Consider the following 22,476-nt stretch of genomic DNA (forward strand, 5'->3'; position numbering starts at 1 on the left):
CGGATGGGGCGTAAACCGCATCCGGCACGAGCCATTAAAACAGTGAGGAGAAGCGTTGCAGCAGCAGCGTGGCGCTGTAGTAATCCAGACGGAAGGTTTCTGTGCCCAGCGCGTAGACGCGTTTATTCTGCACGGCAGGCAGGTGCGCCAGCAGCGGATTCGCGTAAATAGCATCGGCATCTTTGTTGTCGCCCGCGAACAGGAACAGCGCTTCGCCGTTCAGCCCGGTCGCCAGATTCTCACCGCCAAGTTGAACGATATCGTGGCGCTTGCCCTGACTCTGGCTGGTGTGCAGTCCGGCTGGTAGCGGCGCTAGCGTGAAACCTAACTGCTCCATTAGCTTGCCCTGCGCAGATTCCGGCGTCCACAGGTTGGCACTGTGCGCGGCGGCGGTGTACACCAGCGCGTTGACCGGCTGTGGCGGCAGGGTAATGCGCTGTTTAACCGCCTGCAGTTGCTTATCAAACTCGGCAATACGTGCTGCAGCCTGTTGTTCCTGACCGGTGATTGCACCCAATTGCGTTAGCAGCGACTGCCAGCTTTTGTCGTCGTAATTAATGATAAGCGTGGGCGCAATGGCGGACAGCTGATCGTACAGCGCGAGAGCAGAATCACCGCCGGTGGCGCTGACCAGAATCAGATCCGGCATTTGTGCGGCAACGGCTTCGGCGCTCGGTTCGCCAATATACAAACGGCTTAGCTTACGGGCTTTTGCCACATCACTCCACTGACGTAAAAAGCCCTGAGCATCGCCGATTCGGTTGTTCGGCGTCGTGGCCCCGCTGGCGATAACGGGGGCATCAATCGCCAGCAACGAACCGGTCAGCGTCACGCTGGTGGAGACAATGCGCTGCGGCTTATGTTCCAGCTTGTGGGTTCCACGGCTGTCGGTGACCTGACGCGGCCAGTCAGCGGCATGGCTTAAAGAAATTCCTGAAATAGACAGCCCAACCAGTAAGAGCGCGGTTCGGTAAAACGCGGGGAGTCGCACGAATAAGCTTCCTGTTATCAGCATGGTTAATGCTTCTCATTTTCATTGTTAGCGGGCAGGGATGCAAGCCTAAGTCGCACATTGTGTTACCGCAGGAGTTGACATACCGGCACTTTGCTTTTAGGTTAGCGACCGAAAATATAAATGATAATCATTATTAAAACCTTTATCATTTTTGGAGGATGATATGGATACGTCACTGGCCGAGGAAATACCGCAGACTATGGCAACACTTGCTCCCGACAGTTTTTTCTTTATGTCGCCGTACCGTAGCTTTACGACGTCAGGATGCTTCTCCCGCTATGCGGAACCGGCAATTAATGGGGATTCACCGGATAGCCCGTTCCAGCAGAAAATGCACGCCCTGTTTGCCAATGCCAAATCGCAGGGTATCAATAATCCCATCATGGTTGGGGCCATCCCCTTTGATACCCGCCAGCCGTCGTCGCTGTTTATTCCTCAGTCCTGGCAGAGCTTCTCCCGCACGGCGAAGCAACAATCATCGCGCTATTTTACCGCCCATCAGTCGCTGAATGTCGTGGAACGTAAATCGATCCCCGAGCAGGACTTTTTTGAACAAATGGTCGCGCAGGCTGCGGCACGGACGGCAACCCCGGAAGTTGACAAAGTGGTGCTGTCACGCCTGATCGATGTCACCGCCGACGCCAACATTGACAGCGGGGCGCTGCTGGAGCGTTTGGTGGCCCAAAACCCGGCGAGTTACAACTTCCATGTACCCATCGAAGACGGTGGCGTTTTGATTGGCGCCAGTCCGGAACTGCTGTTACGTAAAGACGGTGACCACTTCAGCTCACTACCGCTGGCGGGCTCTGCGCGTCGCCAGCCGGATGATGTGCTGGACAGAGAGGCGGGTATTCGCCTGCTGGCCTCCGAGAAAGATCGCCATGAACACGAGCTGGTGACGCAGGCCATGAAAACCGTACTGCGCGATCGCAGTCGTGAACTGCAACTGCCGTCTTCTCCGCAACTGGTCACTACACCCACGCTCTGGCATCTCGGTACACCGTTTGAAGGTAAAGCCAACGCGCAGGAAAACGCCCTGACGCTGGCGTGCCTGCTGCATCCAACGCCTGCGCTGAGCGGTTTTCCGCATCAGGTTGCGCGCAAGCTGATTGCCGAGCTGGAGCCGTTTGATCGCGACCTGTTCGGCGGCATCGTCGGCTGGTGCGATGCGCAAGGCAACGGCGAGTGGGTGGTGACGATCCGCTGTGCAAAGCTGCTGCGTAACCAGGTGCGTTTCTTCGCCGGTGCCGGCATTGTGCCTGCCTCATCCCCGGTTGCGGAGTGGCGTGAAACGGGCACCAAGCTTTCCACGATGTTGAATGTTTTTGGACTGCATTAAGGAGTGATGATGAGTATTCCTTTCACCCGTTGGCCGGAAGAATTTGCCCGCCGCTACCGTGAAAAAGGCTACTGGCAGGATTTGCCGCTGACCGACATTCTTACCCGCCACGCCGACAGCGACCAGACGGCAGTGATTGATGGGGCGCGCCATCTGAGCTACCGCCAGCTTAACCAGGCTGCAGACAATCTCGCCAGCAGCCTGCGTCGCCAGGGTATTAAACCCGGTGAAACCGCGCTGGTGCAGTTGGGCAATGTGGCTGAACTGTATGTCACCTTCTTCGCGCTGCTCAAGCTGGGCGTGGCGCCTGTTTTTGGGCTGTACAGCCATCAACGCACCGAGCTCAACGCCTACGCGGCACAAATCAAACCGGCGCTGCTGATAGCCGACCGTGCGCATGCGCTGTTTGCCGCTGATGACTTTCTGAACGCGTTTGTTGCCGAACACAGCTCGTTACGCGTGGTTCTGTTGCTCAATGACGAGGGCGAACACAACCTGCAAAACACGATAAGCCAGCCTGTGAATGATTTTACCGCCACGCCATCGCCTGCTGATGAAGTGGCGTATTTCCAGCTTTCCGGTGGCACCACCGGGACGCCGAAGCTGATCCCGCGTACCCATAACGATTATTACTACAGCGTGCGCCGCAGCAACGAGATTTGCCATTTCACTGAGGAAACGCGCTATCTGTGCGCAATTCCGGCGGCGCATAACTACGCCATGAGTTCACCGGGTGCGCTGGGTGTGTTTCTTGCCGGTGGAACCGTAGTGCTGGCGGCCGATCCAAGCGCCACGCTGTGCTTCCCGTTGATTGAACAGCATCAGGTTAACGTCACGGCGCTGGTGCCGCCTGCCGTAAGTCTGTGGCTGCAGGCGATTACGGAGTGGGGCAGCAATGCGCAGTTGGCGTCGCTGAAATTGCTACAGGTTGGCGGGGCGCGCTTGTCCGCGACGCTTGCCGCCCGCATTCCGGCGGAAATAGGCTGCCAGTTGCAGCAGGTATTTGGCATGGCGGAAGGGCTGGTGAACTACACCCGCCTGGACGACAGCCCAGAGCGCATCATCAACACCCAGGGGCGCCCGATGTGCCCGGATGACGAGGTTTGGGTGGCAGACGCTGACGGTAATCCTCTGCCGCAGGGCGAAACAGGACGCCTGATGACCCGTGGCCCGTACACCTTCCGAGGTTATTTCAACAGCCCTGAACACAATGCCAGCGCCTTTGATGCCAACGGATTTTACTGCTCAGGCGATCTGATCGCTATCGATCGGGATGGCTACATCACCGTGCAGGGGCGCGAGAAAGATCAGATCAACCGCGGCGGGGAGAAGATCGCCGCCGAAGAAATCGAAAACCTGTTACTGCGCCATCCGGCGGTGGTGCATGCGGCGCTGGTCAGCGTGGACGATGAGCTGATGGGCGAGAAAAGCTGTGCCTGTCTGGTGGTGAAAGAGCCGTTGCGCGCGGTACAGGTACGCCGTTTTCTGCGCGAGCAGGGTGTGGCGGAGTTCAAATTACCGGACCGCGTCGAGTGCGTTGCGTCACTGCCGCTAACCCCGGTCGGTAAAGTGGATAAAAAACAATTACGTCAGTGGCTGGCATCACGTTCACTGGCCTGAAGGAGAAAAAGAGATGGCAATTCCTAAACTGCAGGCTTATGCGCTGCCCACGGCGCTTGATGTTCCGGCCAACAAAGTTGACTGGGCGTTCGAACCTGAGCGCGCTGCGCTGCTTATCCATGACATGCAGGACTACTTTATCGGTTTTTGGGGCGATAACTGCCCGATGATGGAGCAGGTGGTAGCCAATATCGCTGCGCTGCGCCAGTACTGTAAAGCGCATAATATTCCGGTCTATTATACCGCTCAGCCGAAAGAGCAGAGCGATGATGACCGCGCGCTGCTGAACGATATGTGGGGACCGGGGCTGACGCGCTCGCCTGAACAGCAGAAGATTGTCGACGCGCTGACGCCTGACGAAGCAGATACCATCCTGGTGAAATGGCGCTATAGCGCGTTTCATCGCTCCCCGCTGGAACAGATGCTGAAAGAGACCGGACGTAATCAACTGATCATTACCGGTGTGTATGCGCATATTGGCTGTATGACCACGGCAACGGACGCATTCATGCGCGACATTAAGCCGTTTATGGTCGCCGATGCGCTGGCCGACTTTAGCCGCGACGAACACCTGATGTCGCTGAAATATGTGGCGGGGCGCTCCGGGCGCGTGGTGATGACCCAGGAACTCCTGCCGACGCCGGTACCGGCCAGCAAAGAGGCGCTACGCAGCGTTATTCTGCCGTTGCTGGATGAGTCCGATGAGCCGATGGATGACGAAAATCTGATCGACTACGGTCTGGATTCGGTACGCATGATGGCGCTGGCCGCGCGCTGGCGTAAAGTTCATGGCGACATTGATTTCGTCATGCTGGCGAAAAATCCGACCATTGACGCCTGGTGGAAACTGCTTTCCCGCGAGGTGAAGTAATGGTCGGGTTTGATTTCACAGGGAAAACCGTCTGGGTCACCGGTGCGGGTAAAGGGATTGGTTACACCACGGCGCTGGCGTTTGTTGATGCGGGTGCGCGGGTTATCGGGTTTGACCGTGAGTTCTCTTTAGTGACGTACCCGTTTGCCACCGAGGTGATGGACGTCGCGAACGCGCAGCAGGTGGCGCAGGTGTGCGAGCGTCTGCTGGCGAATACCGAACGGCTGGATGTACTGGTTAACGCCGCAGGGATCCTGCGTATGGGGCCAACCGACGCACTGAGCGTTGAGGACTGGCAGCAGACATTTGCCGTCAACGTTGGCGGTGCGTTCAACCTGTTTCAACACACCATGGCGCAGTTTCGCCGTCAGCAGGGCGGGGCGATTGTCACCGTTGCATCGGATGCAGCACATACACCACGCATCGGTATGAGCGCCTACGGCGCATCAAAAGCCGCGCTGAAAAACCTGGCATTGACCGTCGGTCTGGAACTGTCGGCTAGCGGTGTGCGCTGTAATGTGGTGTCGCCGGGATCAACCGATACCGATATGCAGCGCACGCTGTGGGTCAGCGACGATGCGGAACAGCAGCGTATTCGTGGATTTGGCGAGCAATTTAAGCTTGGCATCCCATTAGGTAAAATCGCCCGTCCGCAGGAAATTGCCAACACCATTTTATTTCTCGCCTCCGACCTGGCCAGCCATATCACTTTGCAGGACATCGTGGTAGATGGCGGCTCGACGCTGGGAGCGTAACGATGATCTGGAAACGACACCTCACTCTCGATGAACTCAATGCCACCAGTCAGAACACGCTGGTGGCGCATTTGGCTATTGTCTATACCCGCCTGGGCGATGACGTGCTGGAAGCTGAAATGCCGGTAGATGAGCGCACTCATCAGCCGTTTGGCCTGCTGCACGGCGGCGCGTCGGCGGCGCTGGCTGAAACGCTGGGATCGATGGCGGGCTACCTGATGACCCGCGACGGACAATGCGTGGTGGGTACGGAACTCAATGCCACGCACCATCGCGCGGTATCACAGGGGAAAGTGCGCGGCGTGTGCCAGCCGCTGCATCTCGGGCGACAAAATCAAAGCTGGGAAATCGTTGTTTTCGATGAGCAGGGACGGCGCTGCTGTACCTGTCGTTTAGGCACGGCGGTGATGGGGTGACATTGCCGACAACGTAAAATGAAATTGCAGGGTTAACAGGTAAATGAAGTGATCTAGTTAACAATGCAATGTAAATAGTCAGTGGTGTCTCGGGTTTATGTGGTTGTCAGGTTGTTAAATTCAGGAAAGGTGTTATAGAAACAAAATGTAACATCTCTCTGGATCACGCAAACGGACAACAACTATGAATAAATCAGGGAAATACCTCCTCTGGACATTGCTCTCCGTTATCGGAGCATTTGCCCTTGGATATATTGCGTTAAACCGTGGTGAACAGATCAACGCGCTGTGGATTGTGGTGGCGTCGGTCTGTGTCTATCTTATTGCCTACCGTTTTTATGGCCTGTACATCGCAAAAAATGTGCTGGCGCTGGACCCAACGCGTATGACGCCAGCGGTGCGGCATAACGATGGTCTGGATTATGTCCCTACCGATAAAAAAGTACTGTTTGGGCACCACTTTGCGGCTATCGCCGGGGCGGGGCCGCTAGTCGGACCGGTACTGGCAGCACAAATGGGCTACCTGCCGGGCATGATCTGGCTGTTGGCCGGGGTGGTGCTGGCAGGGGCAGTACAGGACTTTATGGTGCTGTTTGTTTCCACCCGTCGCGATGGTCGTTCCCTTGGCGAGCTGGTGAAAGAAGAAATGGGTCAAACGGCGGGCGTCATTGCGCTGGTGGCCTGTTTTATGATCATGGTGATTATCCTGGCGGTGCTGGCGATGATCGTCGTAAAAGCGCTGACCCACAGCCCGTGGGGAACCTACACCGTAGCGTTCACCATCCCGCTGGCGATCTTTATGGGTATTTACCTGCGCTATCTGCGTCCGGGCCGCATTGGCGAAGTATCGGTCATCGGCCTGGTGTTCCTGGTGTTTGCCATTATTTCCGGCGGTTGGGTTGCTGAAAGCCCAACCTGGGCACCGTACTTTGACTTTACCGGCGTACAGCTGACCTGGATGCTGGTGGGTTACGGTTTTGTCGCCGCTGTGCTGCCGGTATGGCTGCTGCTGGCGCCGCGTGACTACCTCTCAACCTTCCTGAAGATTGGTACTATTGTTGGTCTGGCTGTCGGTATTCTGATTATGCGCCCAACGCTGACCATGCCAGCGCTGACCAAATTTGTTGACGGCACCGGTCCGGTCTGGACGGGCAACCTGTTCCCGTTCCTGTTTATTACCATTGCCTGCGGGGCGGTTTCTGGCTTCCACGCGCTGATTGCTTCCGGCACCACGCCGAAGATGTTGGCGAATGAAGGGCAGGCCTGCTTTATCGGCTACGGCGGGATGCTGATGGAGTCCTTTGTCGCCATTATGGCGCTGGTCTCTGCCTGTATCATCGATCCGGGCGTATATTTCGCGATGAACAGCCCGATGGCGGTGCTGGCACCTGCGGGTACGGTGGATGTGGTGGCTTCTGCGGCGCAGGTGGTCAGTAGCTGGGGCTTTGCAATTACCCCGGATACCCTGCATCAAATCGCTAATGAAGTGGGTGAGCAATCCATTATTTCTCGTGCGGGCGGTGCACCTACGCTGGCCGTAGGGATGGCCTACATTCTGCACGGTGCGCTGGGTGGCATGATGGATGTAGCGTTCTGGTATCACTTCGCCATTCTGTTTGAAGCGCTGTTTATTCTGACCGCGGTAGACGCCGGTACACGCGCCGCGCGCTTTATGCTGCAGGACCTGCTGGGCGTAGTATCTCCGGGTCTGAAACGTACCGACTCGTTGCCTGCGAACCTACTGGCGACGGCGCTGTGCGTGCTGGCCTGGGGTTACTTCTTACATCAGGGCGTGGTGGATCCACTGGGTGGCATCAACACCCTGTGGCCGCTGTTTGGTATCGCCAACCAGATGCTGGCCGGTATGGCGCTGATGCTGTGCGCAGTGGTGCTGTTCAAGATGAAACGTCAGCGCTACGCGTGGGTGGCGCTGGTGCCAACGGCCTGGCTGCTGATTTGTACCCTGACCGCTGGCTGGCAGAAAGCGTTTAGCCCGGATACGAAAATCGGCTTCCTGGCTATCGCCAACAAGTTCCAGGCGATGATTGACAGCGGTAACATTCCGGCGCAGTACACCCAGTCGCAGCTTTCACAGCTGGTGTTTAACAACCGTCTGGATGCCGGTCTGACCGTCTTCTTTATGGTCGTGGTAGTGGTTCTGGGTCTGTTCTCCATTAAAACGGCGCTGGCGGCGCTGAAAGAGGACAAACCGACCTCGAAAGAAACGCCGTACGAGCCAATGCCAGAGAATGTCGAAGAGATTGTGGCGCAGGCGAAAGGCGCGCACTAATATTCTCTTAACCCACAAGCCCTCTCCGCAGCGGGGAGGGCATTTGTATGACAGGGAATGACTATGTTTGAAACACTCGCCAAAGCCGGGAAATATTTAGGCCAAACCGCCCGCTTGATGATTGGCGTGCCGGATTATGAAAACTATGTTGAGCATATGCGCGTCACGCATCCGGATCAGGCGCCGATGACTTACGAAGAATTCTTCCGTGAGCGCCAGGATGCGCGCTACGGAGGTAAAGGCGGCGCGAAGTGCTGCTAATGCACTGCAACTCGAATTCTTTTGAGTATTCGGAATATTTCACGATTAAGCTGTAAACGATTCTACCTTTTCGAATGCTGTGCGCAGGATTTCCGGTGTTAACGTTATTGGTAACGCGTGAATGGATTCCACCGGACGCAGGGTGTGTGCAATGACCTTATCGATCTCAGTGCGGTTATTGATGTCCACTTCCAGTTGGGCCAGTCGAGTAGGCAAGTTAAAGCGCTCATAGGCGGCGATCAACTGCGCCAGCACATCATCTTGTCCCAACAGTGCGCTTTGCACCAGGATGCCGTAGGCCACTTTGGTGCCGTGTAAAAACTTCTCGGTCTGCGCAAGGACGGTTAAGCCGTTATGCACTGAATGCGCCGCCGCTACCCGGGTGTAGCGTTCGCCCAGACCACCGACCATACCGCCTCCGGCAATAATGGCATCGACCACATCGCAAAAAGCCTGAGTGAGTTTCCCCTGTTTTTTATCGGCCAGCGCCTGCTCGCTGCTTTCCAGTAGAACGTCGCGGATCGCCAGTGCGCCGTTGATCCCCAGGCGCACGGTCAGCGGCAATGTTTCGGGTTGTGGCGCTAGCACCACGGCTTCATACCATTTCGCCAGCGTGTCGCCGATCCCTGCCAGTAAATACTCCTCCGGTGCATTGAGTATTATCTGTGGCTCTACCAGCACCAGAAAGTTAGCATCATCGAAAATGTCGAAGTGCAGCGCCTGGCCGGCATCGTTGTACCACACGGAAAGCGGCGTCCAGGCCGCGCAGGTGGCGGCAATAGTCGGGATCGCCACGAAAGGTAAACCGAGACGACGGGCCAACGCTTTGGCGGTGTCGAGCAGTGCGCCGCCGCCCACGCCAATCACCATGCTGCGGTTATCTCCGGCATCTTTTGTCAGTTGGCTAACGTCCGTTTCACTGCAATGACCGGTAAACAGCAGGTGCGCTGCCCCGGTAAGAGTAAACGCCTCAGGCAGATAAGGACGAGCTGCCGCGATGGCGCGTTCGCCATACACCCAGACGGCGCGTGACAGTTGGTCGGTGGTAAAAAAATCATGCAGTCTGGACAGGCTACCGGTGTGGGAAAAATAGTTGGCCGGGCCGGCGACGACGCGAATCTCGGTATTACTCATGTTGTGTTGTCCTTTTGGCTGTCCTGTCCACGCAGGTTATTTTTATATAGACGTCTGAACGTCTTGATTGCCAAATACTAGCATCGTGTTATAGTGGCTTCAACCACAACATCACACGCCGGGATAACAATAATGAGTAATAACTCGCTGATTGTGCAAAGCAAACTCCCCAATTTAGGCACCACCATATTCTCGCAAATGAGCGCCCTGGCACAGGAACATCAGGCTATTAACCTGTCGCAAGGGTTTCCTGATTTTGACGGTCCGCACTATCTGCAAGAGCGTCTGGCGTATCATGTGGCGCAAGGGGCGAACCAATATGCGCCAATGACGGGGGTGCAGTCGCTGCGCGAGGCCATCGCCGACAAAACCGTCGAGTTATACGGCTACAAACCCGACGCTGATAGTGACGTTACGGTGACGGCGGGAGCGACAGAGGCGCTGTATGCGGCTATTACGGCCTTAGTGCGTCCTGGCGATGAGGTGATATGTTTTGACCCGAGCTACGACAGCTATGCGCCAGCGGTGGCGCTATCCGGTGGGATAGTGAAACGCATTGCGCTGCAGCCGCCATCTTTTCGTGTGGACTGGCAGGAATTTACCGCGTTGTTGAGCGATCGTACCCGGCTGGTGATCCTCAATACGCCACATAATCCCTCCGCTACTGTCTGGCAGAAAGCGGACTTTGACGCGCTGTGGCAGGCCATTAAAACACGAGAGATTTTTGTCGTTAGCGATGAGGTTTATGAACATATCTGCTTTGCCGCACACGGACATGCCAGCGTGCTGGCTCATCCGCAACTGCGGGAGCGTGCGGTGGCGGTTTCATCGTTTGGTAAAACCTACCATATGACCGGCTGGAAGGTGGGGTACTGCGTTGCGCCCAAAAACATCAGCGCAGAGTTACGCAAAGTGCATCAGTATTTGACTTTCTCGGTCAATACGCCGGCACAGCTGGCGCTGGCGGATATGCTGCGCGCAGACCCGAGTCATTATCGCGACCTGCCCGCGTTTTATCAGAAAAAGCGTGACGTGCTGGTGAACGCGCTGCGTGACAGTCGACTGGAAATTTTACCCTGTGAAGGAACGTATTTTCTGCTGATTGATTACAGTGCCGTATCCGATCTCGACGATGTGGCATTTTGTCAGTGGCTGACCAAAAAGGTTGGCGTTGCGGCGATCCCGCTGTCTGTTTTTTGCGCCGATCCTTTCCCACATAAACTGATTCGTCTGTGTTTTGCTAAGCAAGAATCGACGCTATTGGCGGCGGCAGAACGTCTGGTTTCGCTGTAATTACTTCACGGTCCAGGCTTTAGAAAATCGACGGTCGGCGAACAATTCTTGCAGACCGTTAATTTGTTTAAGGCGCAGCACTTCGTCGTCATCCATACCTAACTCTTTACTGATCTTCTCTTCACTCCAGCCTAATTGTGATAATTCTCGGACGATTTCCGACATGGCATGGATTTGATGACGGCCACGGGCGCGGTTATGGCGAATTGTCGCCGCCATGCGTTCATGGCGTTCGCGCTGTAAACAGGTGACGGGCAGATAGCCTTTCAGGCGTGATTTCAGCAACGACTTGCTTTTACCTAACTCATGACGGTGGAAGCCATCGACGATTTCATAGTCTTCCGCCGTTGACTGGACTACAACAATAGGTTGAGTGAATCCGTCGGCTTCGATGGACTTCAGCAGCAGCTTTTTCTCCGGCGGTGCAACGTTGTTTGGGTTGTAATCATTGGGCGAGATATGCTCATGTTTGACCCATAATACGCAATCGACAGGCTCTTCGCGAAATGGGCTGACGCTGTGAATTGCCATTCTGAATTGGTTAATGGCTTCAATTCGCTCTTCTTCTGACAGGCCAGAAAGAAAACCGGTGAGTTCCTGAGTTAGTTTGTGTTGCATAAGATCCCCCATTCCTGGCGTTTGGTTTTCATACGTTCGTTATAGCGTTGGTAGTTTTTGGGTTTTGTTGGGCTGAATGAAAGTGCCCGACACCAGTAATCATTATTCAGCAGGACTTTACATATGCGCCGCCACGACGGGATATCCTTCGAGCCAATATCGCTTTCTTGCGTTTGTGGAATATTGTCCATGCCCTTTTTCTTATACCACTGCAAATAAACGGCGATTTTATTGCGATAATGCTCTGCGGTAGTCTCCGGCATGCTGTTCAATAGCAGCATGGCATATTCCTGCCAGCTTAAATGTTCTGGTTTAAGTATTTTCCGGTGACCGTAAAAATGGTTGTCATGACCGGCATAAATACCGCCACTTTTAACACCGCTGACGCGGGCGCACATGGCTGCCCAGCGCTCGGGTTCAATGACGTGATATAGCCATAATCCCTGACGCTGTTCCGGGCCAAAGGGCTCACAAATACGCATGTAGCGCGTTGGAACACCGGCCTGATACATCAGGTTGTATAAGGGATTACACGGCATTTTAGTCTTCGCAAACCATGTCCAGATGTCGGCGGTTTTCCAGTCATAAATTGGGTAAATATACCAGGTATGTCCGCCGGGGGCGCTGGTAGTCCAGGGTTTATCATCGGCAAAACGCTGCTTTTGCGAATTGGCAATGGCAACAAAGCGGTTATATGACTCGTCGGCGCGGATCCCCACCATCATGGCGGCAGGGCGTTTTGCTGAGAACCAATCAGCGAACTCGCGAACAAATTGTTCGAAGGTCATGCCGGGTTGGTAGAACGAGAAGAACGTGGGATCGGTAATAGCGTCAGCGGGAGGTTGGCGAACCCATTGTGTGTTCGGTTCCCAGCACTGCCATTCAGGTTGAAATTGTGAGAGTGAATTTTGCGTTGTCAGTGGCAATGCCACCCAATAAAACTGGTCAATCACATCGGCATAATGCTTGCGTAGTGCCTCGACATAGTCGATGGTACAGGAAAATTGCGCTTCCCAGTCGATAAACAAGACGTTTATTTTTTTATGCATCTGGCGTGCAAGCGTGGCTGTCAGATGCAACATCAGTCCTGAGTCTTTCCCCCCGGATAAAGAAAGACATACGTGCGGCAGGGCTTCTAGCGTCCAGGTGATGCGTTCCAGAGCGGCTTCCAGAACATTTTGATTCAACGGGATTTTATAAACAGACATATCAAATCCAAATCAGAATTATTATTAAATCCATAACAAATGCTGACAATAAGATATGCTAATTTGCGTTAGGTGCAACAATTAAATACATTCATGAAACATCTTTAACTGTATTGATTTATATAAAAAGCAAATGAATGAAGACGGCATCGGCATAACCCACTTAGTTGTTTGTATTCTCTATTTTTTTAATGAACTCAACGAATCCGGCGTTGTTGAGCGACGCTCGATTGTACATTAAAAAAAGATTCATTTTGGGCGGAGTGACATCAATATTTATTTCCTTTAATTTGAAGGTGGAAGAATATTGTTCATAAATTTTCTTTGGTACCAGACCAATGATATCAGTATTTGAGATAACGTTGGCAATCGATATTAGCGAATCACTACGAAAACCAATGTCTCGATTGGTTAGAAAAGCATTTGTCTGTTGCCTGAAATCTTTAACGCCTTGATCTTCAGATGAAAATAACGTAAACTGTTCTTTCATGATTTGTTCGAAAGTGCTTGATTCATCTAATCTGGGATGATTTTCACTACGAATTAATACGGTTTCAAGGACTCTGAATGGGGTGCAAACAATAGAACGATTGCTAAGTGGAACGGTAGTGATAACCAAATCTGCTTTTCTATAAGCCAGCAAATCTTCAGCATTTTCGGCAGATATTAATATATCGTGATGTTCAATTTCGATATGCGTATCATCTCTGATAAAATGAATTAATTCCTTTATGTTAGCGTCAGTGACAAGTTGAGGGCCATAAATAACAAACTTTTTCTTCAGGTTGGAACTGTGCATTATATTTATAGTCTGTTCCAGACTGTTGAGATTTTTCTCAAGATGTTGATGCAGGTTAATTCCGGTCGTCGTTGGAGTGATTCCTTTACCTGAACGAATAAACAGCGGGTCATTAAACTGTGTACGTAGTCTCTGCAATGACTGACTGACAGCAGAGGGCGTAATATACAATGTTTCCGCCGCTTTACTGATGCTTAAATGTTGATAAATACATTCAAAAATAACCAGTAGATTGAGATCGAACTTTTTGAGATCATAGAGGTTAGCCATGCATACCTTCCTGTGATGGTAATGTATTGAAAAATTCAATTATGGAATATTTTAAATGCTAATTATTCTTGAGATTTATGTTTATGTGCTTAATGAATAATTAACTTTAGCTAAAATAGCACAGATTGCGTAATTTTAAGCAAGAAAGTTAATTTAAATGAGTGATTGAAATGAGAACGATAACAATCACTCATTTTGTTACCTTTATTTATTTCCCATAATGATATTTAATTTATCCTTATCGGGTAATCCTACTTCCTGCTGCAATGTATTGTCCTTGCTCATGTAATAGATTGCCGGTGTGACGTTAGCACCTAAATCATCCATTAATTTTTGATTTATATTCAATAGCTTAAGTTGTTCTGTAAGGGGCATCGCAGGCATCTTCAGCGTTAATTTACCGCCGGAGGCCTCATAGTCATGCCAGGTTTTAGCGGGATCTTTGGTGGCCATAATTGCTGCGGCCGTTGCCGGGCTTTCTGGTTTGATTACGCCAACCAGTAGCGTACGTAGCTGAACTTTACCGGCGTCGACCCACGGACGCGCCTGTTGCCAGAACTGTTTGCAATAGGGACAGAAGGGATCGGCAAACACGTAGACGATGACCGGAGCCTCTTTTTTCCCGTCCAGAATCCACGATGCTTTTTCCATGCGCTGCCACATCTCTCGTCCGGCAGGGGCATAGATCTCTTTTTCGATTAGCGCATTGCTGAGGTTTTCGCCTTTTTCGTTATACATGTAGCCCGAGATGGCATGTTTACCGTCAGGCGTAACATAGATTGTGACCCCCATGTCCTGGTATTTTCCCAGATAACCTTTCAATCCTCCCGGCGCGTCGAAGGGTTTCAGGATAGTAATGCCCTGTTTCTCAATCGCTTTAACGGGAGCTGGCAGTTCTTCGGCGTGCACGGCCACAGGTAACAGGGCTAACAGTAATGTACGCTTTAACATTGATTTTCCTCATAAAATCAGAAGGAAAGGGACCAAATTGCAAAACCTATCACAACCATAGGTAAGAAAGACGGTCTGCCGATTGCCCTTTCTTGAGTTGGGTGATGTAATCCCAATCGCTGTTACGGCCTTTGTTAAGGTAATGTAGAGCGCAACACATAGCCAGCCCTGCTGGCACTGACGTTACCTGCGGGTAGCTCGGGTAATGAGGCTCCCTGCAAAGGGGGCCTTTTTTACTTTTATCTTTAGGTTCACAACATGTGTTTGAGTGGGTTGTTAGTTATCGCTTATTGATTTGATAAAGGAAACGCATTAGCCCTGCGAAGAGATTTTCGTTAACTTATCTCTCAACGAAAACACGGAGGAAGTACAGATGTCTTTGATTAATACCAAAATTAAACCTTTCAAAAACCAGGCGTTCAAAAACGGTGAGTTCATCGAAGTAACCGAGAAAGATACCGAAGGTCGCTGGAGCGTCTTCTTCTTCTACCCGGCTGACTTTACTTTCGTATGCCCGACCGAACTGGGTGACGTTGCAGATCATTACGAAGAACTGCAGAAACTGGGCGTAGATGTGTATTCCGTGTCTACCGACACCCACTTCACCCACAAAGCATGGCACAGCAGCTCTGACACCATCGCGAAAATCAAATACGCGATGATCGGCGACCCGACTGGCGCCCTGACCCGTAACTTCGACAACATGCGTGAAGATGAAGGTCTGGCAGACCGTGCAACCTTCGTTGTTGACCCGCAGGGTATCATCCAGGCAATCGAAGTTACCGCTGAAGGTATCGGCCGTGATGCTTCCGACCTGCTGCGTAAAATCAAAGCCGCGCAGTATGTCGCTTCCCACCCAGGCGAAGTGTGCCCGGCGAAATGGAAAGAAGGTGAAGCCACGCTGGCTCCATCCCTGGATCTGGTCGGTAAAATCTAAAATTCGCTGCGAATTTATCCTCAAACGGGTGCGTAGCGCCCGTTTTATTCCAGCACCATGACGCAAGTTGCATTAATGCAGTCCCATAAAGTCGGCTTGCATGATGATGTTTTCAGAGAGGGAAGAACAATGCTCGACACAAATATGAAAACCCAGCTCAGGGCTTACCTTGAGAAACTGACCAAACCTGTTGAGCTGATAGCCACGCTGGATGACAGCGCTAAATCGGCAGAAATCAAGGAACTGCTGACTGAAATTGCTGAACTGTCAGAAAAAGTCACCTTTAAAGAAAACAACACCCTGGCAGTACGTAAGCCATCATTCCTGATTACTAACCCAGGCTCTCACCAGGGACCACGTTTTGCCGGTTCTCCGCTGGGTCATGAATTTACTTCACTGGTACTGGCGTTACTGTGGACCGGCGGCCATCCGTCAAAAGAGGCGCAGTCTCTGCTGGAGCAGATTAGCGCCCTTGACGGCGATTTTGAGTTTGAAACCTATTATTCGTTGTCCTGCCACAATTGTCCGGATGTTGTCCAGGCGCTGAACCTGATGTCCGTACTGAATCCGCGAATCAAGCACACGGCGATTGACGGTGGCACCTTCCAGAATGAGATTACCGATCGCAACGTGATGGGCGTTCCGGCCGTCTTTATGAACGGCCAAGAATTTGGCCAGGGGCGTATGACGCTGACAGAAATCGTCGCCAAAGTGGATACCGGTGCTGAGAAGCGTGCGGCGGAAGAACTGAATAAGCGTGATGCCTACGATGTATTGATTGTCGGATCCGGCCCGGCAGGGGCGGCAGCGGCGGTATATTCCGCACGTAAAGGTATTCGTACCGGCCTGATGGGCGAACGCTTTGGCGGTCAGGTTCTTGATACCGTTGATATCGAAAACTATATTTCGGTACCGAAAACCGAAGGTCAGAAACTGGCCGGCGCGCTGAAAGCGCACGTTGATGATTATGACGTTGATGTGATTGATAGCCAGAGCGCCAGCAAACTGATTCCGGCGGCGCAGGAAGGGGGGTTACATCAGATTGAAACCGCATCCGGCGCGGTGCTAAAAGCACGCAGCATTATTATTGCCACCGGTGCAAAATGGCGCAACATGAATGTTCCGGGCGAGGATCAGTACCGTACTAAAGGCGTAACCTATTGCCCGCACTGTGACGGTCCGCTGTTCAAAGGCAAGCGTGTTGCGGTGATTGGTGGCGGTAACTCGGGTGTTGAAGCGGCTATCGATCTGGCTGGTATTGTTGAGCATGTAACGCTACTGGAGTTTGCCCCGGAAATGAAGGCTGACCAGGTTCTGCAAAATAAACTGCGCAGCCTGAAAAACGTCGACATCATTCTGAATGCCCAAACCACCGAAGTGAAAGGCGACGGCAGCAAAGTCACCGGTCTGGAGTACCGTGACCGTGTCAGTGGTGACGTCCACAATGTGGAACTGGCGGGTATTTTTGTGCAGATTGGCCTGCTGCCGAATACCAACTGGCTGGAAGGTGCCGTTGAGCGTAACCGCATGGGCGAAATCATCATCGATACCCGGTGCGAAACCAGTGTGAAGGGCGTATTTGCGGCGGGCGACTGCACCACCGTACCGTACAAGCAGATCATCATTGCCACTGGCGAAGGCGCAAAAGCGTCGTTGAGTTCCTTTGATTATCTGATCCGCACGACTACAGCATAAAAAGAAGTAAGACTCACCTGCAATACTCAAACCGCCAGTTATCTGCTGGCGGTTTTTTTATTTCCGTTCCTCGCAGATTGTCAATTCTTGAAACAATAAACTGCAAAAATCATTATTTTAGTTAGCCTGATCATTTCTTTGGTCAAAGAAAGAGTTAGCGTTTTCGTTATTATATTAACCTGCATTATGTTTTCATTTGTTGTATGAATAAATGGTTGGTTAATTCATGGGTGAAATTTATGAAACCCTGACGAGCTTTGAATCGACAGGGTTATTGTTGCGTGACTTTTTTATCTCTTACGATAGTAACACGCTGAAAGAGGCTTATTCAGCCCTGAATAAAAATGCCTCAACGCTAACAGAGCAGGAGTGGCTGGAAGCGGAGTACGACTTCAATGCGCTATTTGTCGGGCCGCAGACGTTAAAGGCCGCGCCGTTCGCGTCGGTTTATCTCGAAGAAGATGCCCTTGTGATGGGTAAATCAGCCCTGAACATTCGGGAGTTTATGGCGAATATAGGTCTATCCATAAATAACGCAAATAATATACCTGATGATCATATTTCTTATGTATTGGAATTGACGGTTTTATTATCAGCTAACGCCAGGGCATCGTCTGAATATCAGGTTGCATTAAACCGCTATGCAAAAGAGTATATAGCGAGTTGGGTGCCCGAGTATATAGAAAAAATAAATATAAATGCACAAACCGTCACGTTGAAAAGCGTAGCGGAAAAATTGTCTTTTTGGCTTGATGAATTAAACACGAGAGTATCACTATGAGCAATGATCCGGGACTTCTGAACAGACGTTCTTTTTTAAAGGGATTGGTTGTACTGGGCACGGTAGCGGCTTTGCCGGGCGGGTTGTTGTCATCCCGCTGTGCTTATGCGCAGCCGCCGGTTCCGTTTAACCCTAAGACTTATAAAATTTTTCGCAATGCTTGTCCGCGTAACTGCTATGACACCTGTAGCATGAAAACCTGGGTGAAGGATGACGTTATCACCTTTGTGGAAGGTGCGCCGGAGTCGACTTTCACGCACGGAACGCCTTGTGTTAAAGGGCTGACGTATCCGCGTCGGGTATACAGCCCCGATCGCATTAAGTATCCGATGGTTCAGGATGGTCGTGGCAGCGGTAAATGGCGTCGGGTTTCCTGGGATGAGGCGATGCAGCGCATTGCCAGCAAAATGCTGGAAATCAAAAAGAAAGACGGCTCAATGTTGGGGCTGGCGCTGTCAAAATACTCAGGCAATCTTGGGGTAATGGGATACGCCGTTGAGGGGATGATGTCTTCTCTGGGTTACACCACGCGTTTTGCCGGTACACCATGCTGGCCTGCGGGTATTGATGCGCAGAACTACGACATGGGTGATATGTGGTGTAACGACCCGGAGGATTTTGTTAAAGCCAAATACATTATTATTTGGGGGGCAAATCCGGCATGGTGCTCGATGCACACCATGAAGTATATCTATCAGGCTCGCGAGAAAGGGGCGAAGGTCGTGGTGATTGACCCACTGCTGACGCAAACGGCGGCCAAAGCCGATCTGTACCTGCGCGTTCGTCCGGGTTCTGATGGTGCGCTGGCGCTCGGTATGGCGCGTCACCTGGTGGACAAAGGTCTGGTTGATCAGGATTTCGTTAACAACTATTCCCACGGCTATGCCGAATTTGAAGATTACCTGCGCAATAACGTTACCGTCGAGTGGGCGTCTGAAATTTGTGGCCTGCCAGCCGATGTGATCCGTGAATTGGCCGAAGAGTTCACCGCGGTAAATCCTGCCACGGTGTGGATTGGCTACGGGATGCAGCGCCATGTCAACGGCGGCGCTAACGTCCGTGCGATCGACGCGTTTGTCGCGATGACCGGTAATATCGGCATTGAAGGCGGTGGCGCTCGCTACGGCCATTTGCAGACCTGGGGCTACAACTACCATGGCATGATGCAGAAACCGCCGGTGGGCTCTGTCGGGATGAAGGGGGCGGGTGGCCCAGTGGGTGAGTTTGTCAGCGATAGCGGTGAAAAGAGCGAATACTCCGACCGCGCGCTGAACATTAACCAGACGGCGCAGGGGATCCTCGACGCCAGCGAACCGCCAGTACGAATGCTGTGGGTCGCGTCTAAAAACCCGTTTGCCCAGGATTTCGACCGCAACAAGATGGTGAAAGCGTTCGATAAACTGGAGATGGTGGTTTGTGTCGATCAGTTCTTCAATGAAACCGTGCAACACGCCGATATCGTCTTGCCTGTCACCACCACGTTTGAGCAGTGGGATGTCTCCTCGTCTTATTGGCACTACTGGTTGTCGGTCAACGAACCGGCCATTAAACCGCTGTATGAGTGCAAAAGCGACCCGGAAATCGCCGCGTTGCTGTCCAAAACTATTAATAAACTGGAGCCGGGTTCGTGTACCTTCCCGCAGGAGTTTGATGCCAAACGCTGGTTGGATCAGGAGTTCAACGAGGCGATGGGTAAACAGTTTGGTATTGCGGGCTGGGACGATCTGCTTGAAGGACCGCGCAAAGCGAAAATGGTCAGCACAGCGGCCTGGTACGATCGCAAATTTAAAACACCATCAGGCAAGTACGAATTTAAATCAGAACGCTGTGCGGAAAATGGTCACACTGCCTTGCCGGAATATAAGGCCGGTGCCAAAGGCGCGCTACCGTTCCATTTGTTTACGCCTCATCTCCAGTACGGACTGCACTCGCAGTTTGTGAATCTGGACTGGATGCAGGTTTTCTGGCCGGAACCGTTTGTGTATATCCATCCGTTTGCTGCGCAGAAAAAGGGGATTGCTGAAGGGGATCGCGTCAAAGTCTTCAACGAGGCGGGCCACGTTGAACTGCGCGCCAAAATCACCACCAACGTGCCGGAAGATTTCCTTGTGATGTATGAGTCCTGGTTCAACAAGCTTAGTTACAACGTACAAAACGTGGTTAAGGACACGCCGGCCGATATGGGAAAAATGGCGACCGGCGCACCCGGCGCGGCCATTCACAGTCAATTTGTAGATATTACCCTGTTGGGAAGTGAAGGAGCTGCGGCATGAGACGCGCGTTTTTAGTCAATAGCGATAAATGCATCGGCTGCCGTGGCTGCGCGATGGCGTGTAAGAGCTTTAACCAACTGGAGCCTGAACGCTACTGGCGCTATGTCTACCCGCTGGATAAAGAAATTTATCCGCATGAGGAGCGGGCGTTCTACTCGCTGGCCTGTAACCACTGCGAAAATCCGGCCTGCCTTGCGGCTTGTCCGGTAGAGGCCTACACCAAACGCGAAGATGGTGTGGTGGTGCATAACCCAGAACGCTGTATCGGATGTAAAAACTGTATCCGCAACTGCCCTTACGGTGCTCCGCGCTTCAATGAAGAGACGAAAAAGGCGGAAAAATGCAGTATGTGTTACGAACGTCTTGATGTCGGGATGAACCCGGCGTGTGTGAACGCCTGTCCGGTAGGTGCACTTACTCTTATTGATCTGGATGCTGACCCCATCCCGAACAATGCCGTGCAGTATCCGCCGGGGTTCCCACGCATGCCGCAGCTTAATCCTGGGACGCGTTTTATCCTAGCTCGCCAACCGAAGCAGCCGGAGGACAAGTAATGGAAAAGTATGAACTTCCTCTGGTGATTTTTACGGTTTTAAGCCAGATGTCTGTCGGGATGACACTCATTCTGACGCTGCGCACATTGCGTGGGCAACTGGAGAGCAAGCGTCTTTACTGGCTGGTTAGCGGACTGATCCTGGCGGCGGCGTCCGTGGCGGCGGTGTTACACCTCGCACACCCGGATCGCGCCTACAACGCCCTGATTAACCTGCAGCATGCATGGTTGAGCCGCGAAATTCTCGGTGCAACCTTGTACGGAGCGGCAGTCGGTGTGGCGTTCCTGGCGAAGGGGCACAAAGTTCCGGCCGTTCTGGCATCTCTTCTCGGGATCGCGCTGGTGGCGGTACAAGGCATGACCTATGCCGCACCGGCAATGGTCGCTATCGCCAATGGTCTGACGATGCTGCTGTTCTTTACTACGGTATGGGTCATGGGCTGTGCGGCGATTCCGCTACTTAATCTCGCACCTGCGGTTAGCGCATTACGCCAGGGGATTGTGGTTTGCCTGGCAGTGCTGATCGCCGCGCCGATTATCTGGTTAAGCGGTGGCACCATTATGCAGATGACGGCACATGCCTGGCTTTCGTCACCGCTTTATCTGGCGAGTCTGGTGTGTCTGGCGCTGGCCTTCGTGCTGAGCCGTCACGGTGAGCGTAGAGCTAAGGTGCTCTTTATCCTGCTGTTTGTTGGCGTATTTCTGAGCCGTCTGACGTTCTTTGGCGATACGGTCAGCACCATCGTAAATATCGGTCACTTGTACTGATCGTGATGAAATAAAAACCCCTGTCAGGGCTTCACCTGGCAGGGGTTTTCTATAGCAAATCAGTTACTGTTAACGTACAACCAGCACCGGCAGGGTCGCGTGACGCACAACGCTGGAGGCGTTAGAGCCGAGCAGATGAGTGCTGATTGACGGGTTACGTGACCCAATGACCACGACATCCGCATTGAGCTCTTCGCCCAACTCGTTGACTACATCACGCACGCTACCAAAGCGAACGTGCTGTTTGATGCGCGAAGGGTCAATACTGAAGTGACCGACCATCGTTTGCAGACGGGTTTCCGCTTCGTGCTGCAGATGTTCCTCAAAACGACGAACGTCAGCAGCAAAACGATGCAGGCTTAAGCTGGCGGAGCCAGGAAGCACATGCAGGAGATGGATAATCCCGTTTTCCTGTGCCAGAAATTCTGCATGGCGAACAGCCTTATCGCTCAGTTCCATTTCGAATACATCAACAGGCATTATGATTGTGTTGTACATAAACATTCTCCTTGTCATTACATGAACACATAACAGCATAGTATTAAAAATGATTCTGTCAGTCACGACACAGATTTATGTTTTGCGAGCAGGAGAGGGAAAGCGGTGACAATGTAAATGAGGGTTGAGAT

Annotated in this window: 21 protein-coding genes; 14 read left to right on the top strand and 7 right to left on the bottom strand. The window is 52.4% G+C overall.

Annotated elements, in window-relative coordinates:
• Positions 1-34: 34 nt before the first annotated feature.
• Positions 35-991: a Fe2+-enterobactin ABC transporter substrate-binding protein gene (gene fepB / locus JQ822_RS01350; RefSeq protein WP_213131968.1), complete on the bottom strand. Its 957-nt coding sequence runs from the start codon at positions 989-991 to the stop codon at positions 35-37.
• A 187-nt stretch (positions 992-1,178) separates the two neighbouring features.
• On the opposite strand from fepB, the gene entC reads away from it, so the two are divergent.
• The 7 genes from entC to JQ822_RS01385 all read left to right on the top strand — a co-directional run bounded on the left by entC (position 1,179) and on the right by JQ822_RS01385 (position 8,567).
• Entirely contained in the window at positions 1,179-2,354 is a 1,176-nt protein-coding gene (entC, locus tag JQ822_RS01355; RefSeq protein WP_213131969.1) for an isochorismate synthase EntC, read from the top strand.
• Between the two features lie 9 nt (positions 2,355-2,363).
• On the top strand, positions 2,364-3,974 hold the full coding sequence (gene entE / locus JQ822_RS01360) for a (2,3-dihydroxybenzoyl)adenylate synthase EntE (RefSeq protein ID WP_213131970.1): 1,611 nt from the start codon (positions 2,364-2,366) through the stop codon (positions 3,972-3,974).
• A 13-nt stretch (positions 3,975-3,987) separates the two neighbouring features.
• Positions 3,988-4,845: an isochorismatase family protein gene (locus JQ822_RS01365; protein WP_213131971.1), complete on the top strand. Its 858-nt coding sequence runs from the start codon at positions 3,988-3,990 to the stop codon at positions 4,843-4,845.
• A complete protein-coding gene (gene entA / locus JQ822_RS01370; protein ID WP_213131972.1) occupies positions 4,845-5,600 on the top strand; it encodes a 2,3-dihydro-2,3-dihydroxybenzoate dehydrogenase EntA in 756 nt (251 codons plus the stop codon). Before JQ822_RS01365 ends, entA begins: the two co-directional genes overlap by 1 nt.
• A 2-nt stretch (positions 5,601-5,602) precedes the next feature.
• Entirely contained in the window at positions 5,603-6,016 is a 414-nt protein-coding gene (gene entH, locus JQ822_RS01375) for a proofreading thioesterase EntH (RefSeq protein ID WP_213131973.1), read from the top strand.
• Positions 6,017-6,200: 184 nt separating this feature from the next.
• Positions 6,201-8,306: a pyruvate/proton symporter CstA gene (gene cstA / locus JQ822_RS01380; RefSeq protein WP_213131974.1), complete on the top strand. Its 2,106-nt coding sequence runs from the start codon at positions 6,201-6,203 to the stop codon at positions 8,304-8,306.
• A gap of 63 nt (positions 8,307-8,369) precedes the next feature.
• Positions 8,370-8,567: a YbdD/YjiX family protein gene (locus tag JQ822_RS01385; protein WP_213131975.1), complete on the top strand. Its 198-nt coding sequence runs from the start codon at positions 8,370-8,372 to the stop codon at positions 8,565-8,567.
• Positions 8,568-8,612: 45 nt separating this feature from the next.
• Here the strand turns inward: JQ822_RS01385 and JQ822_RS01390 are convergent, their stop codons facing one another.
• Entirely contained in the window at positions 8,613-9,701 is a 1,089-nt protein-coding gene (locus JQ822_RS01390; protein WP_213131976.1) for an oxidoreductase, read from the bottom strand.
• A gap of 132 nt (positions 9,702-9,833) precedes the next feature.
• Between JQ822_RS01390 and JQ822_RS01395 the strand changes: the two genes are divergently transcribed.
• Positions 9,834-10,994: a pyridoxal phosphate-dependent aminotransferase gene (locus tag JQ822_RS01395; protein ID WP_213131977.1), complete on the top strand. Its 1,161-nt coding sequence runs from the start codon at positions 9,834-9,836 to the stop codon at positions 10,992-10,994.
• Here the strand turns inward: JQ822_RS01395 and JQ822_RS01400 are convergent, their stop codons facing one another.
• From JQ822_RS01400 to dsbG, 4 genes are all read right to left on the bottom strand, one after another.
• Positions 10,995-11,612 (bottom strand): IbrB-like domain-containing protein, encoded by a 618-nt coding sequence (locus JQ822_RS01400; protein WP_213131978.1) that lies wholly within the window; start codon positions 11,610-11,612, stop codon positions 10,995-10,997.
• Entirely contained in the window at positions 11,597-12,820 is a 1,224-nt protein-coding gene (locus JQ822_RS01405) for a phosphoadenosine phosphosulfate reductase (protein WP_213131979.1), read from the bottom strand. Before JQ822_RS01405 ends, JQ822_RS01400 begins: the two co-directional genes overlap by 16 nt.
• Before the next feature lie 163 nt (positions 12,821-12,983).
• On the bottom strand, positions 12,984-13,889 hold the full coding sequence (citR, locus tag JQ822_RS01410; protein ID WP_213131980.1) for a DNA-binding transcriptional repressor CitR: 906 nt from the start codon (positions 13,887-13,889) through the stop codon (positions 12,984-12,986).
• A gap of 204 nt (positions 13,890-14,093) precedes the next feature.
• On the bottom strand, positions 14,094-14,840 hold the full coding sequence (gene dsbG / locus JQ822_RS01415) for a thiol:disulfide interchange protein DsbG (RefSeq protein ID WP_213131981.1): 747 nt from the start codon (positions 14,838-14,840) through the stop codon (positions 14,094-14,096).
• A 373-nt stretch (positions 14,841-15,213) separates the two neighbouring features.
• Here dsbG and ahpC point away from each other — a divergent pair, with 373 nt between their 5' ends.
• The 6 genes from ahpC (at position 15,214) to JQ822_RS01445 (ending at position 21,847) form a co-directional block, all read left to right on the top strand.
• The gene (gene ahpC, locus JQ822_RS01420) at positions 15,214-15,777 is read left to right on the top strand and encodes an alkyl hydroperoxide reductase subunit C (RefSeq protein ID WP_004859485.1); all 564 of its coding nucleotides are present in this window, start codon (positions 15,214-15,216) and stop codon (positions 15,775-15,777) included.
• 129 nt (positions 15,778-15,906) lie between these two features.
• Positions 15,907-17,472, top strand: a complete 1,566-nt coding sequence (gene ahpF, locus JQ822_RS01425; protein WP_213131982.1) for an alkyl hydroperoxide reductase subunit F — start codon at positions 15,907-15,909, stop codon at positions 17,470-17,472.
• A 226-nt stretch (positions 17,473-17,698) separates the two neighbouring features.
• Entirely contained in the window at positions 17,699-18,253 is a 555-nt protein-coding gene (locus JQ822_RS01430; protein WP_213131983.1) for a TorD/DmsD family molecular chaperone, read from the top strand.
• The gene (locus tag JQ822_RS01435) at positions 18,250-20,526 is read left to right on the top strand and encodes a molybdopterin-dependent oxidoreductase (RefSeq protein ID WP_213131984.1); all 2,277 of its coding nucleotides are present in this window, start codon (positions 18,250-18,252) and stop codon (positions 20,524-20,526) included. Before JQ822_RS01430 ends, JQ822_RS01435 begins: the two co-directional genes overlap by 4 nt.
• The gene (locus JQ822_RS01440; protein ID WP_213131985.1) at positions 20,523-21,080 is read left to right on the top strand and encodes a 4Fe-4S dicluster domain-containing protein; all 558 of its coding nucleotides are present in this window, start codon (positions 20,523-20,525) and stop codon (positions 21,078-21,080) included. The genes JQ822_RS01435 and JQ822_RS01440 overlap by 4 nt, the downstream gene beginning before the upstream one ends.
• Positions 21,080-21,847 carry a dimethyl sulfoxide reductase anchor subunit family protein gene (locus tag JQ822_RS01445; protein WP_213131986.1) on the top strand — a complete coding sequence of 256 codons (768 nt, stop codon included), beginning with the start codon at positions 21,080-21,082 and terminating at the stop codon, positions 21,845-21,847. Before JQ822_RS01440 ends, JQ822_RS01445 begins: the two co-directional genes overlap by 1 nt.
• 69 nt (positions 21,848-21,916) lie before the next feature.
• On the opposite strand, the gene uspG is transcribed toward JQ822_RS01445, so the two are convergent.
• Complete coding sequence (gene uspG / locus JQ822_RS01450) at positions 21,917-22,345, bottom strand: universal stress protein UspG (RefSeq protein ID WP_096757918.1); 429 nt, start codon at positions 22,343-22,345, stop codon at positions 21,917-21,919.
• Positions 22,346-22,476 lie beyond the last annotated feature (131 nt).

The sequence above is a fragment of the Citrobacter sp. FP75 genome, assembly GCF_018342065.1.
In the GTDB taxonomy this organism is placed as follows: Bacteria; Pseudomonadota; Gammaproteobacteria; order Enterobacterales; family Enterobacteriaceae; genus Citrobacter.